Source organism: Streptomyces maremycinicus (genome assembly GCF_001184025.1).
GTDB classification, from domain to species: domain Bacteria; phylum Actinomycetota; class Actinomycetes; order Streptomycetales; family Streptomycetaceae; genus Streptomyces; species Streptomyces maremycinicus.
Genome location: NZ_BBYG01000009.1, coordinates 560052 through 574280 on the forward strand (window position 1 = coordinate 560052; position 14229 = coordinate 574280).

A 14229-nucleotide genomic window follows, 5' to 3' on the forward strand; every position below is an offset into this window, starting at 1 on the left:
GCAGGCCGCGCCGCTCGGCTGGCTGCCTACGGCGCCTCGCCGAGCGGCGTGCCCACCCGTAGGTTCCACCGTCCCGCCCGGCCGCTCAGGTCCACGGCGGCCAGCGGGCGCACGTCCAGGCGCCAGAAGGCCGGTTCCGGCAGACCCAGCGCACGGACGAGCAGGGCCCGCACGACATCGGGTTCCACCACGGCGGTCACCCGCCCCGGAGTGCGGGCGATGTCCTCCAGCCATGTCCCGGCCCGATCGCACAGCGCCCGCACGGTCTCCCCGCCGTGCGGGGCGTGGTCCGGATCCGCCAGCCACGAGGCCACCGCCTCCGGCTCGGCGGCCGTCACCTCGGCGAGGGTCCGGCCGCGCCAGCGGCCCACGTCGAGGGCGGCCGGCGCGGCCGTCCGGGGCGCGGGCAGGCCCAGCGCCTCGGCGGTCTGCCGGCAGCGGGTGGAGGGCGAGGCGGCCGAGCGGTCCGCGCCGGGCAGCAGCCCCGCGACCGACCGGGTCCGGCGCACCCCGGCGGCGTCCAGCTCACCGCTGCCGTCGTCGAACCGCGCCTCGCGCAGTGCCGAAGTGATCGCCGGTGAGATCAGGGTCACTCGGCTGGTCATCCGTCTCCGCTCGGTCTGTTCAGGAGGTGGGGGCGGTGGGCGCACCGGGTCCGTCTTCGCCCTCGGCGACCTGGGAGGCCGCGCCCCGGGTCCTGGCCTGCTGGGTCTCCGCGCCTTCGGGCCCGGCGGCTCCGACCGACGCGCTGTCACTCCCGGCGGCTCCGGCCGACGCGCTGTCACTCCCGGCGGCTCCCGTGGACGCGCCTTCGGGCCCGGCGGCTCCGGCCGACGCGCCCTCCGTCCCGGCGTGCTCGTGCCGGGGCCCCGGCTCCACGTACGCCTCGCACCGCGGGTTGTGGCACGGGCCCGGCACCCAGCGCGGTACCCACGCGCCCAGCGTCTTGTGTCGCCGGACGACGGACTGCACAGGCTGCCCACACTGGGGACAGGCGCGTTGTTCCCGGTCCATGCCCTACAGAGTAGGGCGGCAGGGGCACGAGCGCCCCCCGCCGTGCGTCAGCGCTCCCTGGCGTACGTCCGTACGACCGCGCCGTTGCCGAAGGAGCGCACCCCGCCGAGGGTGAAGCGGGCGAGGTCGGAACCGGCGCCGAACATCGGCATGCCCGTGCCGTAGACGATCGGGTAGGTCTTGATCACCAGCTCGTCGATCTCGTCGAACAGCTCTCCCGCGAGGCGGGAGCCGCCGCACAGGTAGATGCCGAGGCCGCCGTCCTCCGCCTTCAGCTCGCGGACCCGGTCGAGGAGACCGTCCGCGATGATCTCGACGTCCGGGGAGGGCGACTCGCCGAGGGTGCGCGAGGCGACGTACTGGCGCAGGTGCGCGTACGGGCTCGTGACGCCCTGCTTCAGCGCCACGTCGTAGCTGGCCCGGCCCTGGACGACGGTGTCGAACCTCTTGTTCTCCAGGTCGTCGAAGCCGAGCGCGCGACGGCCGGGGGTGGACATGGTCTCCGGATGGTCGGCCTTCAGGAAGTCGAGGAACTCGTCGTCGACGTAGGGGTACATCGCCGCGGCGTCGCCGTTCACGTCGCCGATGAAGCCGTCGACGGAGCAGGCGATGAAGTACGTGAGCTTTCGCAAGTGGGGGCTCTTTCCGTAGGCTGCTCTCGAACCACTCCATTTGTAGTACTTCAGTTGTAGTGGTTGCAAGAGGGTTTCCCGGTCTTCCGGGAAACGGAGCCAAGTGAGAGAGAGGGTTCCGCATGGCCGGAAATCCGGAGCGCCGGGCGGCCCTGGTGGACGCCGGGGTGGAGGTGCTCGCGCGGGAGGGCGCGCGCGGGCTCACCTTCCGCGCGGTGGACTCGGCGGCGGCGGTGCCGGTGGGCACCGCCTCCAACTACTTCACCGGGCGGGACGACCTGCTGCGGCAGATCGACTCCCGGCTGCGCGTCCGGCTGGCACCCGATCCCGAGGTGCTCGGCGCGCTGCTGGCGCGGCCGCGCGACCGCTCCCTGGTCACGGCGCTCATGCACGATCTGACGGCCCGCGCGACCGGTGACCGCAGCGGCTACCTCGCCCTGCTGGAGTTGCGCCTGGAGGCCACCCGGCGCCCCGAACTCCGCGCCTCCTTCACCAGCTCGGTGCGCGGCGACCTCGAGTACGGCATGGACTTCCACCGCGAGGCCGGGCTGCCCGGCGGCGACGAGACCGTCGTCGTCCTGTACCTCGCGATGCTCGGGCTGCTCATGGAGCACCTGACCCTGCCGGACGTCCTGGACGGCGTCCTGCCGGGGGTGGGAGTGCCGGAAGGACTGGTCGAACGGATCGTGGCCACGGTGCTCCCGCACGACGCCCAGGCCCCCACGTAGGGCACCCCACGGCACGTCCCGCCCACGGCCGGCGCCCCACGAGGCCGGCGCCGCGCGGCGCCGCGTTCGTCAAGGGACGCGGGGAACCGCGCACGCACCCGGCAGGGAACGGCGCGCGGTTCCCCGCGGGGGCGTGGCGTCGTGTTCAGTTGCTGCGCCGTGTCACGAACTCCGCAAGGGACAGCAGGCCGCCCGCCGACTCCGGGTCCGGGATCGCCCGGGCCAGTTCGTGCATCGCGCGGGCCATCCGGTCGGCCGCCTGTTCCTGCGCCCACGCGCGACCGCCGGCCCGCTCGACGGCCAGGGTGGTGCGCTCCAGGTCGGCCGGGTCGTAGGGCGCCGCGTAGAGGCCGGCCAGTTCACCGGCCGCCGCCGTGCCGGAGGTCAGCGCGGCGACCACCGGCAGGGACTTCTTGCGGGCGGCGAGATCCGCGCCGGCCGGCTTGCCGGTGTGCTTCGGGTCTCCCCACAGGCCGATGACGTCGTCGATGAGCTGGAAGGCGAGCCCGGCCTCCCGGCCGAACGCGTCCAGCGCGTCCACGTCCTCCTCGGCCGCCCCCGCGTACAGCCCGCCCACGGCACAGGCGCAGCCGAGCAGCGCTCCCGTCTTGGCCTCGGCCATGACGAGCACCTCGTCGAGGGTGATCTCGGTGGGGCCGCGCTTCTCCAGGGCCGTGTCCGCCTGCTGGCCCGCGCAGAGTTCGATCACGCAGGCCGCGACCCGGCGGGCGGCCGCCGAGGACGCGGGATGCGGATCCGCCGCCAGCAGCCCGAGCGCGAGGGCGTGCAGGGCGTCCCCGGCGAGGATCGCGTCGGCGTCACCGAACACGGTCCAGGCGGTGGGGCGGTGCCGGCGGGTGGTGTCCCGGTCCATCACGTCGTCGTGCAACAGCGTGAAGTTGTGGACCAGTTCGATCGCCGCGGCCGCCGGCAACGCCGCCGCGCGGGCCGCCGGGCCGCCGAGCGCGGCGGCCGCGGCGAGCACGAGGGCCGGGCGGATCGCCTTGCCCGCGTTGCCCGCCGCCGGGGTGCCGTCCGCGTGCTCCCAGCCGAAGTGGTAGAGCGCGACCCGTCGCATGGAACCGGGCAACGAGTCGATGGCCGCGCGCAGTTCGGGGTCGACGGACGCCCGGGAGCGCTCCAGGATCACCGCCGCCTCGCGCCCGTCGGCCGGCCCCGGACCGCTGTCGCCCTGGCTGCCGATGGGCCCCCGCCTTTCGCGCGTCTCACCCCGGTACCGCCTGATGGCGGAAGTCACCGCCAGCGGCCGATCTCGACGTTCTCCAGGACGCCCAGCGCGTCCGGCACCAGGACCGCGGCCGAGTAGTAGGCCGTGACCAGGTATTTGATGATGGCCTGTTCGTTGATGCCCATGAACCGCACCGACAGGCTCGGCTCGATCTCGTCCGGGATGCCGGACTGGCGCAGTCCGATGACGCCCTGGTCCTCCTGGCCCAGGCGCAGCGCGATGATGGAGCTGGTGCGGGCCTCGGTGACCGGGATCTTGTTGCACGGGTAGATCGGCACCCCACGCCAGGTCGGGATGCGGTTGCCGCCGACGTCGATCGTCTCGGGGACGAGCCCGCGCTTGTTGAGCTCACGGCCGATCGCGGAGATCGCGCGCGGGTGGGCGAGCAGCATCTTGGTGCCGCGCCGCCTGCTCAGCAGTTCGTCCAGGTCGTCCGGGCCGGGCACGCCGTCGTGCGGCTGGATCCGCTGGTCGTACTCGCAGTTGTGCAGCAGTCCGAACTCACGGTTGTTGACGAGCTCGTGCTCCTGGCGCTCCTTGAGCGCCTCGACGGTCAGCCGCAACTGCTGCTCGGTCTGGTTCATCGGCTGGTTGTAGAGGTCGGCCACCCGCGAGTGGATGCGCAGGACGGTCTGCGCGATGCTCAGTTCGTACTCGCGCGGCCGGGCGTCGTAGTCCACGAAGGTGTGCGGGATGTCCGGCTCCCCCGCGTGGCCGGCGGCGAGGTCGACCTCCTTCTCGCCGTACTTGTTGGTGCGCTGCTCGGGGATCGCGCGCAGCTCCTGGAGGTGTTCGCGCAGCGAGTCGGCACGCTCCGCGACCTGCTCGACGTCCTGCCGGGCGAGGACCAGCACCGTGCAGGCCGTGTCCGCGCGAGCCGTGTACTCCCAGATGGCGTCCGCGTCGAGCAGCGCCTGGTCGCCGAAGTACGCGCCGTCCGCGAGGACGCCCAGCACCTGGTCGTCGCCGTAGGGGCCGGTGCCGACCTTCTCGACGCGGCCGTGCGCCAGCAGGTAGACCTCGTCGCTCTGGCTGCCGAAGGAGGCGATGACCTCGCCCGGGCCGAACTCCCGCTGCCGGCAGCGGGAGGCGATCTCGCCGAGCACCTCCTCGTCCTCGTAGGAGCGCAGCGCGGGCAGTTCGCCCAGCTCGGCCGGGATGACCTCGACCCGGTCGCCGGTCTTCACGAACGTGATGCGGCCGTCGCCCACCGCGTACGTCAGACGCCTGTTGACCCGGTACGTACCGCCCTGCACATCCACCCAGGGCAGATTGCGCAGCAGCCAGCGGGAGCTGATCTCCTGCATCTGCGGTGCGGACTTGGTGGTGGTGGCCAGGTTCCGCGCCGCCGCGGTGCCGAGACTCTGCTGCGGCTTGCCCGAATCCGCGCGGACCTCTTCGCCTACCGACATGAGAAATGCCCTCCCGATTCATGCACGGGCGCCGAACTGCGCCGGTGCACTTCGTTCACGCGGCAAGCCTTCCATCACCGTGTGTGCTCGTGCTATTACACGAAAGAGCGGGAATGGATCAACGTGGGCAGGGAAGACGTACGTTTCACCGAACGGTGTTCGACAATGGGCGGGTGACCGACCTGCGCCCCCGCCTGCCGTCCCCCCTCCAGGAGGTGTCGGACGACCGGTTCGGGCGGCACGGCGTCCGGCTGCTGCTGAAGCGCGACGACCTGATCCACCCGGAGCTGATCGGCAACAAGTGGCGCAAGCTGGCGCCCAATCTGGAGCGGGCCGCCGGACGGACGCTCCTCACCTTCGGGGGTGCGTACTCCAACCACCTGCGGGCCGCGGCCGCCGCCGGCCGGCTCCTCGGGCTGCCCACGGTGGGGGTGGTGCGCGGCGACGAACTGGCCGGACGGCCGCTCAACCCGTCCCTGGCCCGGTGCGCGGCCGACGGCATGCGCCTGCGTTTCGTGGACCGCTCGACGTACCGCCGCAAGACCGAGCCGGACGTCCTCGGCGGGCTTCTGGACACGGCCGGCGCGCGGGACGCCTATGTCGTGCCCGAGGGCGGCAGCAACGCGGCGGCGGTCCTCGGCTGCCGCGCGCTCGGCGAGGAGCTGCGGGGCCGTACCGATGTCGTCGCCCTGGCCTGCGGCACCGGCGGCACCCTCGCCGGGCTGGCGGCCGGCCTCGCCCCCGGCCAGCGTGCCCTGGGCATACCGGTCCTCAGAGGAGGCTTTCTGGCCGACGGGATACGGGCGCTCCAGGAGGAGGCCTTCGGCGGCCGGCGGGGCGACTGGCTGCTGGACGAGCGCTTCCACTTCGGCGGCTACGCCCGTGTCACCCCCGAGCTGGAGGCGTTCGCGGCGGACTTCGAGCGGCGCCACGCGGTGCCCGTGGAACGTCTCTATGTCGCCAAGTCGCTCTACGGCCTCGTCGTCCTGGCCGAGGAGGGCGCCTTCCCGCGCGGCACGACGGTCACGGCCGTGATCACGGGCCGCCCGTTCCCCTGAGGCCCGGACCGCCGCGCCGCCCCTCGGGAGCCGGCCGCGTCAGCGACCTGCCGGAAGCCCGGCTAGGCCGTCTCCCGGAACGCCGCGGCCTCCTCCAGGTCCAGCCGGCGCAGCAGGGTGCGCAGCATCTCGTCGTCGATGTAGCGGCCGTCCCGCAGCCGGACGAACATCGCGCGCTCCGCGCTGATCATCTCGCGCGACAGGCGCCGGTAGGTGTCGTCGACGGTCTCGCCGGTGACCGGGTTGACCTGCCCGAGGCGCTCCCAGACGGCGTTGCGGCGCCGCTCCAGGACGCTGCGCAGCCGGTCGGCGAGCGGCGGCGGCAGCGCGTTGCGCTCGTCGGCCAGCAGTTCGTCCAGCCGCTCCTCGGCGACCCGGGAGGCCTGCGCCTGGGCGTTGGCCTCGGCGAGCGTCGCGGCCTGCGGGTCGGGCTTCGGGAACTTCAGCAGGCGAATCAGCGGCGGCAGGCTCAGCCCCTGGACGACCAGGGTGCCGATGACCGTCGTGAAGGTGAGGAAGAGGATCAGGTTGCGGTACGGGAAGGGCGCGTCGCCGTGGTCCACGGTGAGCGGGATGGAGAAGGCGATGGCGAGCGAGACCACCCCGCGCATGCCGGCCCAGGCGATGACGATCGGCCCCCGCCAGGTCGGATTCTCCTCCCGCGCGCGGATGCGCGCCGAGAGCAGCCGGGGCAGGAAGGTCGCCGGGTACACCCACAGGAAGCGCGCCGCCACGACCACGAGGAACAGCGCGACGGCGTACCAGGCGGCGTCCGTGCCCCGGTAGTCGCCTAGGCCCTTCAGGACGACCGGGAGCTGGAGGCCGATCAGCGCGAAGACCGCCGACTCCAGGACGAAGGCGACCATCTTCCACACGGCCTCCTCCTGGAGGCGGGTCGCGAAGTCGACCTCCCACGCGCGGTGGCCCAGATAGAGCGCGACGACGACCACCGCGATGACACCGGAGGCGTGGAACTGCTCGGCCGCGGAGTAGGCGACGAAGGGGATCAGCAGGGAGAGCGTGTTCTGGAGCAGGGGCTCCTTGAGGTGGGTGCGCAGCCAGTGCAGCGGGACCATCAGGATCAGGCCCACGGCGGTCCCGCCGACCGCCGCCACCAGGAACTCCTCGATGCCGCCGGCCCAGGACGCGCCCTCGCCGACCACGACCGCGAGGGCGACCTTGTAGGCGGTGATCGCGGTGGCGTCGTTCAGCAGCGACTCGCCCTGGAGGATCGTGGTGATCCGTGACGGCAGGCCGACCCGGCGGGCCACCGCCGTGGCCGCGACCGCGTCCGGCGGCGCCACCACCGCGCCCAGCACCAGCGCCGCCGTCAGCGGCAGCCCGGGGACGATCAGATAGGCGGCCCAGCCGACGACGAAGGTCGCGAACAGCACGTACCCGACCGACAGCAGGGCCACCGGCCGCAGCTGGGCGCGCAGGTCGAGATAGGAGCTGTCGGTGGCCGAGGTGTACAGCAGCGGCGGCAGCAGGAGCGGCAGCACCACGTCCGGGTCCAGGGTGTAGTCCGGCACCCCCGGCAGGTAGGACACCACCAGGCCGACCGCCACCAGCAGCAGCGGCGCGGGCACCGGGGTGCGCCGGGCCCCCGCCGCGATCGCCGCACTGCCGGCCACCAGCAACAGCAGTGGCATCACGTCCATGTCGAGCCGCCCTCGTTTTTCCGCGCGGCCGTCCGCGCGCCCGTCGTAATCTGGCAATCATGAAACAGTGCACGCATGCCGACGCGCTGCCCCACCCGGAACCCGTCCCGCTGGGCGAGACGTGTCCGGAGTGCCTGCGAGACGGTACCCACCCGGTGCAACTTCGGCTGTGCCTGACCTGCGGCCACGTCGGCTGCTGCGATTCCTCGCCGAGCCGGCACGCGACCGGGCACCACAAGGAGTCCGGCCACCCGGTGATGCGGACCTTCGAACCCGGCGAGGACTGGCGCTGGTGCTTCGTCGACCATGTCCTCGTCTGAGGAGCCCCGTAGGAGGAGACCATGACGCCCCGGCCGTCCGGCGGGTACGGTTCGACCATCTGACGCCTGGGTACGTCAACCCGGCGCGCCCTGTTCCCATTTGGGCCGACCGACCTCTAGACACGGAGCGTGTTCACAGCTTTACTGTGAGTGACGCCAGGGGGTTGGGGTCCCGGGGACAGAAACCTGAGAGCGCGATAGCGTCACCGCTGCACCACAGACGCGTTACCCCGGGGGGCGACCCTCGGCCCCGAAAAGCTTGTACCACCTTGGAGGTGAGGGTGTCCCAGATCGCAGGCGAGCCCGCGACCCAGGACTTCGTGGAAGTCCGGCTGCCGGCTGCGGGTGCCTACCTGTCGGTGCTGCGGACGGCCACGGCCGGCCTCGCGGCCCGTTTGGACTTCACCCTGGACGAGATCGAGGACCTGCGCATCGCGGTGGACGAGGCTTGCGCGATCCTGCTTCAGCAGGCCGTGCCCGGCTCGGTACTCAGTTGCGTGTTCCGACTCGTCGACGACTCGCTGGAAGTCACCGTCTCCGCGCCGACCACGGACGGACACGCCCCCTCACGGGACACCTTCGCCTGGACCGTCCTGTCCGCCCTCGCGGGCAAGGTGTCCTCCGCCGTCGACGAGGACAAGACCGTGACGATCAGTCTCTACAAACAGCGCGGCGCGGGACCCGGGCCGGCGTGAGGAACGGGGACGGGCCGGTGCGGGACGAAGAGCGCGGCACACGGGAGCTGCCGGCCGAGAACGCCGGGATTCCCGTCTCTCCGGACGGTTCCCGACGCATGACGGACGGCATCGACGGCATTCCCGAGCAGGCCCGGCCGCATCCGGAGGACGACTCGGTCTCCGCGCAGGCGGGTCTGCCGGAAGGTGCCGTGCAGGGCTCGCCTCGGGAGAGGCGGATCGGGGGCGCGCCCCCGGGCCGAGCAGAGGCGAGGGCTCGACAGAGGGCGACGGGCGGGACAATGAGCGAGCACCAGCGAGACGGCGAACAGAGCGTGCCGGGCACGCCACACGAACCTCCGGCCACCCCTGTGCCGGCCGTCCCCGTGCCGGGTCCCCCGGCGCCGGGGGACCGCAGCGGCGCACGGGCGATGTTCATCGAGCTGCGCAAGCTCGAGAGCAGCAGCGCCGAGTACGCGGAGATGCGCAACCAGCTGGTCCGTATGCACCTGCCGCTCGTCGAACACCTCGCGCGGCGCTTCCGCAACCGCGGCGAGCCGCTGGACGACCTGACCCAGGTCGCCACCATCGGCCTGATCAAGTCGGTCGACCGGTTCGACCCGGAACGCGGTGTGGAGTTCTCCACGTACGCGACCCCGACGGTCGTCGGCGAGATCAAGCGGCACTTCCGTGACAAGGGCTGGGCGGTGCGGGTGCCGCGCCGGCTCCAGGAACTGCGCCTGGCGCTGACCACGGCCACGGCCGAGCTGTCGCAGCAGCACGGCCGCTCCCCCACGGTCCACGAACTCGCCGAGAAGCTGGCGATCTCGGAGGAGGAGGTCCTGGAGGGTCTGGAGTCCGCCAACGCGTACTCCACCCTCTCCCTGGACGTGCCGGACACCGACGACGAGTCCCCGGCGGTCGCCGACACCCTCGGCGCGGAGGACGAGGCGCTGGAGGGGGTCGAGTACCGGGAGTCCCTCAAGCCGCTCCTGGAGGATCTCCCGCCGCGCGAGAAGCGAATCCTGTTGCTGCGGTTCTTCGGCAACATGACCCAGTCGCAGATCGCGCAGGAGGTCGGCATCTCGCAGATGCACGTCTCCCGCCTGCTGGCCCGCACGCTGGCCCAGCTGCGGGAGAAGCTGCTCGTCGAGGAATAGCCGAGGAACAGCCGCGGCACAGCGGACCGCGGCAGGACGGCGGTACGCGGGAGGGCCGGCCGGAAAGGCGGCTACTCCGACGCGCGGCCCGGCCCCCGGATCCCGAGGGCCCGGGTCGTCTCACCGTTGACGAGCAGGACGAGCGACGCGACGGCGACGGCCGCGAGCGCGATGCCCGCCGGGATCGCCATGCTGTCGGCCCGCAGCAGGTTGTAGGCCACCGGCAGCGCCATGATCTGGGTGATGACGGCGGGTCCCCGGCTCCAGCCGCGCAGCCCGAGCAGTCCGCGCGCGGCGAGCAGCGGCAGCAGGGCGAGCACGATCAGGGTGACGCCGCCGGTGACGGCCTGCCGGCGGTCGTCCGGGTCGCCGCCGATGCCCAGGGCGAGCATCCACACCCCGCCGACGACCAGCGCCAGCCCTTCGAGGGCGACGAGCGCGGCGGCGTACGTCAGCCGGCGCGGGCGCGGGGCGGCGGATTCCGGGGCTGCGGGAGTCTGGTCACTGCTCACCCCAGAAGGGTAGCCCGCGCCCCTGACCGGCCCCGGGCCGCCCGCACGGGGAGGCGCGGCACCCGTGTCGAGGCTCACCCCGCGATCTCTTACCCGATCCCCACCTCGGCCTGTGCCCGGTACCACCCAGTAGGTACGCTGCAACTCATGCGTGCACTTCTCGTGGTCAATCCGGCGGCAACCACTACGAGTGCACGGACGCGCGACGTCCTCATCCACGCGCTCGCGAGCGAGATGAAGCTCGAAGCGGTCACCACCGAGTACCGCGGGCACGCACGGGACCTGGGCCGGCAGGCCGCGGACAGCGGGAACGTCGATCTGGTGGTGGCCCTCGGCGGCGACGGCACGGTCAACGAGGTGGTCAACGGCCTCCTGCACGCCGGCCCCGATCCGGAGAGACTGCCCGGCCTCGCGGTGGTCCCCGGCGGCTCCACCAACGTCTTCGCCCGCGCCCTGGGGCTGCCCAACGATCCGGTGGAAGCCACCGGCGCGCTGCTGGACGCCCTGCGGGAGAGCAGTGAACGGACGGTGGGGCTCGGTCTGGCCTCGGGCACGCCGGGCACGGAGGACGAGGCGGTGCCGTCGCGCTGGTTCACCTTCAACGCCGGGCTGGGCTTCGACGCCGGGGTGGTGGGGCGGGTGGAGCAGCAGCGCGAGCGCGGCAGGAGATCCACCCACGCTCTTTACATCCGCCAGGCCATGCGCCAGTTGTTGGGTGAGTCACAGCGGCGGCACGGGTCGATCACGCTGGAGCGGCCGGGCGCGGAACCGGTGACCGATTTGGTGCTGTCCATAGTCTGCAACACGGCTCCGTGGACCTATCTGGGCAATCGCCCGGTGTACGCGTCGCCTAAGGCCTCGTTCGATACGGGGCTGGACGTACTCGGTCTCAGCCGTCTGTCCACGGCGTCGGTTGCCCGATATGGCACCCAGTTGCTCACTTCGTCCCCCGAGCGGGGCCCGCACGGCAAGCATGCGGTCTCACTGCACGATCTGGACCGGTTCACCTTGCATTCGAAGGTCCCCTTGCCCCTTCAGATGGACGGTGACCACCTGGGGCTGCGAACAAGCGTGACGTTCACAGGCGTACGCCGTGCACTGCGTGTGATTGTGTGAGCAGAAAGGGCTGAAGTCCTTTCACTCGAACGTTTAGGCCAGGGTCCACCCCATGGAAGTACGGCTGTGACCTAGTCGACACCGAGGAATCAAAAAAAACTTTCCGGAAGGGGTTGTATCCGCCGCTGAGGTTTGCGAGTCTCTACGTGGCGATCGAGACAGCCCGCAACACCGGCATCCACTGATCACCGGAACCCCTCTTCAAACAACAGGACCGCGCCAGGGAACCTGGCTGGTGGCCCTTCACTTGTTGAGGGATTCGTGAAAGCGTTCACATTCACAAGCAACTTGCACGTAATACCAAGGAGAGGTAGCAGCCATGGACTGGCGTCACAACGCCGTTTGCCGCGAGGAAGACCCCGAGCTCTTCTTCCCCATCGGCAACACCGGTCCTGCGCTGCTGCAGATCGAGGAAGCCAAGGCCGTCTGCCGTCGCTGCCCGGTTATGGAGCAGTGTCTGCAGTGGGCGCTCGAGTCCGGCCAGGACTCCGGCGTCTGGGGTGGCCTCAGCGAGGACGAGCGTCGCGCCATGAAGCGCCGCGCCGCCCGCAACCGGGCCCGTCAGGCCTCCGCCTGACAACACCCGCCCCGCAAGCCTGAGCTTGGCGGCGCGTACGACGTGTACGCATCTCCCGCCCCCGAGCCGCAGCGCGCAGTACCCCCGATGCGCAGCACAAGCTGGCAACGAGCATTCGAGCCCCGGACCCCTGAACGGTCCGGGGCTTCTTGCTGTGCGGGCCCGCTACTTCTGTGCGCGCACGGGAATGTCCAGGATCACCTGGGTGCCGCGCTCGGGCCCCGGGACCATGTCGAAGGTGCCGCCCAACTCGCCCTCCACCAGCGTCCGTACGATCTGGAGGCCGAGGTTGCCCGAGGTGTGCGGGTCGAAGCCCTCGGGGAGTCCGACGCCGTCGTCCTGGACGGTGACCAGCAGACGTGTCTCCTTGCTGGTGCCGCCGCGGACCGCGGAGACCTCGACCGTGCCGGTGTCGCCCTCGACGAAGCCGTGCTCCAGGGCGTTCTGGAGGATCTCGGTGAGGACCATGGACAGCGGGGTGGCGACCTCGGCGTCCAGGATGCCGAAGCGTCCGCTGCGCCGGCCGGCGACCTTGCCCGGCGAGATCTCGGCGACCATCGCCAGCACCCGGTCGGCGATCTCGTCGAACTCCACCCGCTCGTCCAGGTTCTGAGACAGCGTCTCATGCACGATGGCGATCGAGCCGACCCGCCGGACCGCCTCCTCCAGCGCCTCCCGGCCGCGTTCGGACTCGATACGCCGGGCCTGGAGCCGCAACAGGGCCGCCACCGTCTGGAGGTTGTTCTTCACCCGGTGGTGGATCTCCCGGATGGTCGCGTCCTTGGTCATCAACTCGCGTTCGCGACGGCGCAGTTCGGTGACGTCACGCAGCAGGACGAGCGCGCCGATGCGGGTGCCCTTGGGCTTCAGCGGGATGGCCCGGAACTGGATGACGCCGTCCTTGGCCTCGATCTCGAACTCGCGGGGCGCCCAGCCGCTGGCGACCTTGGCGAGCGCCTCGTCCACCGGACCCCGGGTCGGGGCGAGTTCGGCCGTGGTCAGGCCCAGGTGCTGGCCGACCAGGTCGGAGGCGAGGCCCATCCGGTGGTAGGCCGACAGCGCGTTCGGGGAGGCGTACTGGACGATTCCGTCGCCGTCGACGCGGATCAGGCCGTCGCCGACGCGTGGGGCGGCGTCCATGTCCATCTGCTGGTCGGGGAACGGGAAGGAGCCGGCCGCGATCATCTGGGCGAGGTCGGAGGCGCTCTGGAGGTAGGTGAGCTCCAGGCGGCTGGGGGTGCGCACGGTGAGCAGGTTGGTGTTGCGGGCGATGACCCCGAGCACCCGGCCCTCGCGCCGCACCGGGATCGACTCGACCCGGACGGGGACCTCCTCGCGCCACTCCGGGTCGCCCTCGCGCACGATCCGGCCCTCGTCCAGGGCGGCGTCGAGCAGCGGACGGCGGCCCCGCGGGACGAGGTGGCCGACCATGTCGTCCTGGTAGGAGGTCGGGCCGGTGTTGGGCCGCATCTGGGCGACGGAGACATAGCGGGTGCCGTCGCGGGTGGGGACCCACAGGACCAGGTCGGCGAAGGAGAGGTCGGAGAGCAGCTGCCACTCCGAGACCAGCAGGTGGAGCCACTCGAGGTCGGAGTCGTCGAGTGCGGTGTGCTGGCGTACGAGTTCGTTCATGGAGGGCACGTCTGCGAGCGTACCCGTGGGTCTGTGCGGGGCCTAAACCCGTCGGCGGCGCGCGGGAGGCCGCGCGGGGCACCCGGGCCCGGAAACACCCGCGGGCCGCGGCGCCTGAGAGGGACCCTCAGCCCTCCCGGCACCGCAGCCCGGAGCAATATCGGCCGCGGGGTGTGCGGTCCCGTCGACCGAAGGGTGAGGATCCGGGGCAGTCAGGGCAGAGAGCTCCGGGTCCTCGGTCCGCCTTCCTGTGCGGGGAAGACGGAAGTGCTGTGTCTCGCTCCCCTCCATTGTGGACTAGACCACTAGGGGTGTCCATGTGTGGAAGGTCGTTCGTTGTCATGGGTCTGCGGACGCTCTGACATCCACTGCGCAGCCTAGCCTGTGCGGGTTCCCGCGCGGGGCCGGTTACGCGGGGCATTTTCCGCGATCCACGCCGGAGCGGCCCGCGTCGCCCCTCCCTCGCCCGAAGACGAACAGGGCC

Annotated in this window: 14 protein-coding genes; 7 read left to right on the plus strand and 7 right to left on the minus strand. The window is 71.7% G+C overall.

Translation table 11 applies throughout. From position 1 onward, the window contains the following. Positions 1-26 precede the first annotated feature (26 nt). Both AOQ37_RS06985 and AOQ37_RS06995 read right to left on the minus strand, forming a co-directional pair. Positions 27-605: a histidine phosphatase family protein gene (locus AOQ37_RS06985; protein WP_062642239.1), complete on the minus strand. Its 579-nt coding sequence runs from the start codon at positions 603-605 to the stop codon at positions 27-29. A gap of 456 nt (positions 606-1061) precedes the next feature. Next, complete coding sequence (locus tag AOQ37_RS06995) at positions 1062-1646, minus strand: dihydrofolate reductase family protein (protein ID WP_062642240.1); 585 nt, start codon at positions 1644-1646, stop codon at positions 1062-1064. Positions 1647-1768: 122 nt separating this feature from the next. Here AOQ37_RS06995 and AOQ37_RS07000 point away from each other — a divergent pair, with 122 nt between their 5' ends. Beyond that, positions 1769-2374 carry a TetR/AcrR family transcriptional regulator gene (locus AOQ37_RS07000; RefSeq protein WP_062642242.1) on the plus strand — a complete coding sequence of 202 codons (606 nt, stop codon included), beginning with the start codon at positions 1769-1771 and terminating at the stop codon, positions 2372-2374. A gap of 145 nt (positions 2375-2519) precedes the next feature. On the opposite strand, the gene AOQ37_RS07005 is transcribed toward AOQ37_RS07000, so the two are convergent. Both AOQ37_RS07005 and AOQ37_RS07010 read right to left on the minus strand, forming a co-directional pair. After that, on the minus strand, positions 2520-3578 hold the full coding sequence (locus tag AOQ37_RS07005; protein WP_234436832.1) for a family 2 encapsulin nanocompartment cargo protein polyprenyl transferase: 1059 nt from the start codon (positions 3576-3578) through the stop codon (positions 2520-2522). A 50-nt stretch (positions 3579-3628) separates the two neighbouring features. Next, positions 3629-5035 carry a family 2B encapsulin nanocompartment shell protein gene (locus AOQ37_RS07010; protein WP_062642244.1) on the minus strand — a complete coding sequence of 469 codons (1407 nt, stop codon included), beginning with the start codon at positions 5033-5035 and terminating at the stop codon, positions 3629-3631. A gap of 173 nt (positions 5036-5208) precedes the next feature. Between AOQ37_RS07010 and AOQ37_RS07015 the strand changes: the two genes are divergently transcribed. Next, entirely contained in the window at positions 5209-6093 is an 885-nt protein-coding gene (locus AOQ37_RS07015) for a 1-aminocyclopropane-1-carboxylate deaminase/D-cysteine desulfhydrase (protein WP_062642523.1), read from the plus strand. Between the two features lie 62 nt (positions 6094-6155). Here the strand turns inward: AOQ37_RS07015 and AOQ37_RS07020 are convergent, their stop codons facing one another. Further along, positions 6156-7754, minus strand: coding sequence for a Na+/H+ antiporter (locus tag AOQ37_RS07020; protein WP_062642246.1), 1599 nt, complete (start codon positions 7752-7754; stop codon positions 6156-6158). Between the two features lie 59 nt (positions 7755-7813). Between AOQ37_RS07020 and AOQ37_RS07025 the strand changes: the two genes are divergently transcribed. The 3 genes from AOQ37_RS07025 to AOQ37_RS38460 all read left to right on the plus strand — a co-directional run bounded on the left by AOQ37_RS07025 (position 7814) and on the right by AOQ37_RS38460 (position 9908). Next, positions 7814-8074 (plus strand): UBP-type zinc finger domain-containing protein, encoded by a 261-nt coding sequence (locus AOQ37_RS07025; protein WP_062642248.1) that lies wholly within the window; start codon positions 7814-7816, stop codon positions 8072-8074. A gap of 281 nt (positions 8075-8355) precedes the next feature. Further along, positions 8356-8769 (plus strand): ATP-binding protein, encoded by a 414-nt coding sequence (locus tag AOQ37_RS07030; protein ID WP_020130755.1) that lies wholly within the window; start codon positions 8356-8358, stop codon positions 8767-8769. After that, entirely contained in the window at positions 8766-9908 is a 1143-nt protein-coding gene (locus AOQ37_RS38460) for an RNA polymerase sigma factor SigF (RefSeq protein WP_107085123.1), read from the plus strand. The genes AOQ37_RS07030 and AOQ37_RS38460 overlap by 4 nt, the downstream gene beginning before the upstream one ends. Before the next feature lie 71 nt (positions 9909-9979). Here the strand turns inward: AOQ37_RS38460 and AOQ37_RS07040 are convergent, their stop codons facing one another. Then, a complete protein-coding gene (locus tag AOQ37_RS07040; protein WP_062642252.1) occupies positions 9980-10420 on the minus strand; it encodes a hypothetical protein in 441 nt (146 codons plus the stop codon). Between the two features lie 147 nt (positions 10421-10567). Between AOQ37_RS07040 and AOQ37_RS07045 the strand changes: the two genes are divergently transcribed. Together AOQ37_RS07045 and AOQ37_RS07050 are read left to right on the plus strand one after the other, a co-directional pair. Further along, complete coding sequence (locus AOQ37_RS07045) at positions 10568-11536, plus strand: diacylglycerol/lipid kinase family protein (protein WP_062642254.1); 969 nt, start codon at positions 10568-10570, stop codon at positions 11534-11536. 319 nt (positions 11537-11855) lie between these two features. Further along, positions 11856-12113 carry a WhiB family transcriptional regulator gene (locus tag AOQ37_RS07050; RefSeq protein WP_016639615.1) on the plus strand — a complete coding sequence of 86 codons (258 nt, stop codon included), beginning with the start codon at positions 11856-11858 and terminating at the stop codon, positions 12111-12113. Positions 12114-12278: 165 nt separating this feature from the next. Here the strand turns inward: AOQ37_RS07050 and AOQ37_RS07055 are convergent, their stop codons facing one another. Beyond that, positions 12279-13745, minus strand: coding sequence for a sensor histidine kinase (locus AOQ37_RS07055; protein WP_062642255.1), 1467 nt, complete (start codon positions 13743-13745; stop codon positions 12279-12281). Positions 13746-14229 lie beyond the last annotated feature (484 nt).

Bases quoted from the DNA above. Each gene is read 5' to 3' on its own strand.
- AOQ37_RS06985 (WP_062642239.1), bottom strand. From the start codon at position 605: ATGACCAGCCGAGTGACCCTGATCTCACCGGCGATCACTTCGGCACTG.
- AOQ37_RS07000 (WP_062642242.1), top strand. From the start codon at position 1,769: ATGGCCGGAAATCCGGAGCGCCGGGCGGCCCTGGTGGACGCCGGGGTG.
- AOQ37_RS07010 (WP_062642244.1), bottom strand. From the start codon at position 5,035: ATGTCGGTAGGCGAAGAGGTCCGCGCGGATTCGGGCAAGCCGCAGCAG.
- AOQ37_RS07020 (WP_062642246.1), bottom strand. From the start codon at position 7,754: ATGGACGTGATGCCACTGCTGTTGCTGGTGGCCGGCAGTGCGGCGATC.
- AOQ37_RS07025 (WP_062642248.1), top strand. From the start codon at position 7,814: ATGAAACAGTGCACGCATGCCGACGCGCTGCCCCACCCGGAACCCGTC.
- AOQ37_RS07045 (WP_062642254.1), top strand. From the start codon at position 10,568: ATGCGTGCACTTCTCGTGGTCAATCCGGCGGCAACCACTACGAGTGCA.
- AOQ37_RS07050 (WP_016639615.1), top strand. From the start codon at position 11,856: ATGGACTGGCGTCACAACGCCGTTTGCCGCGAGGAAGACCCCGAGCTC.
- AOQ37_RS07055 (WP_062642255.1), bottom strand. From the start codon at position 13,745: ATGAACGAACTCGTACGCCAGCACACCGCACTCGACGACTCCGACCTC.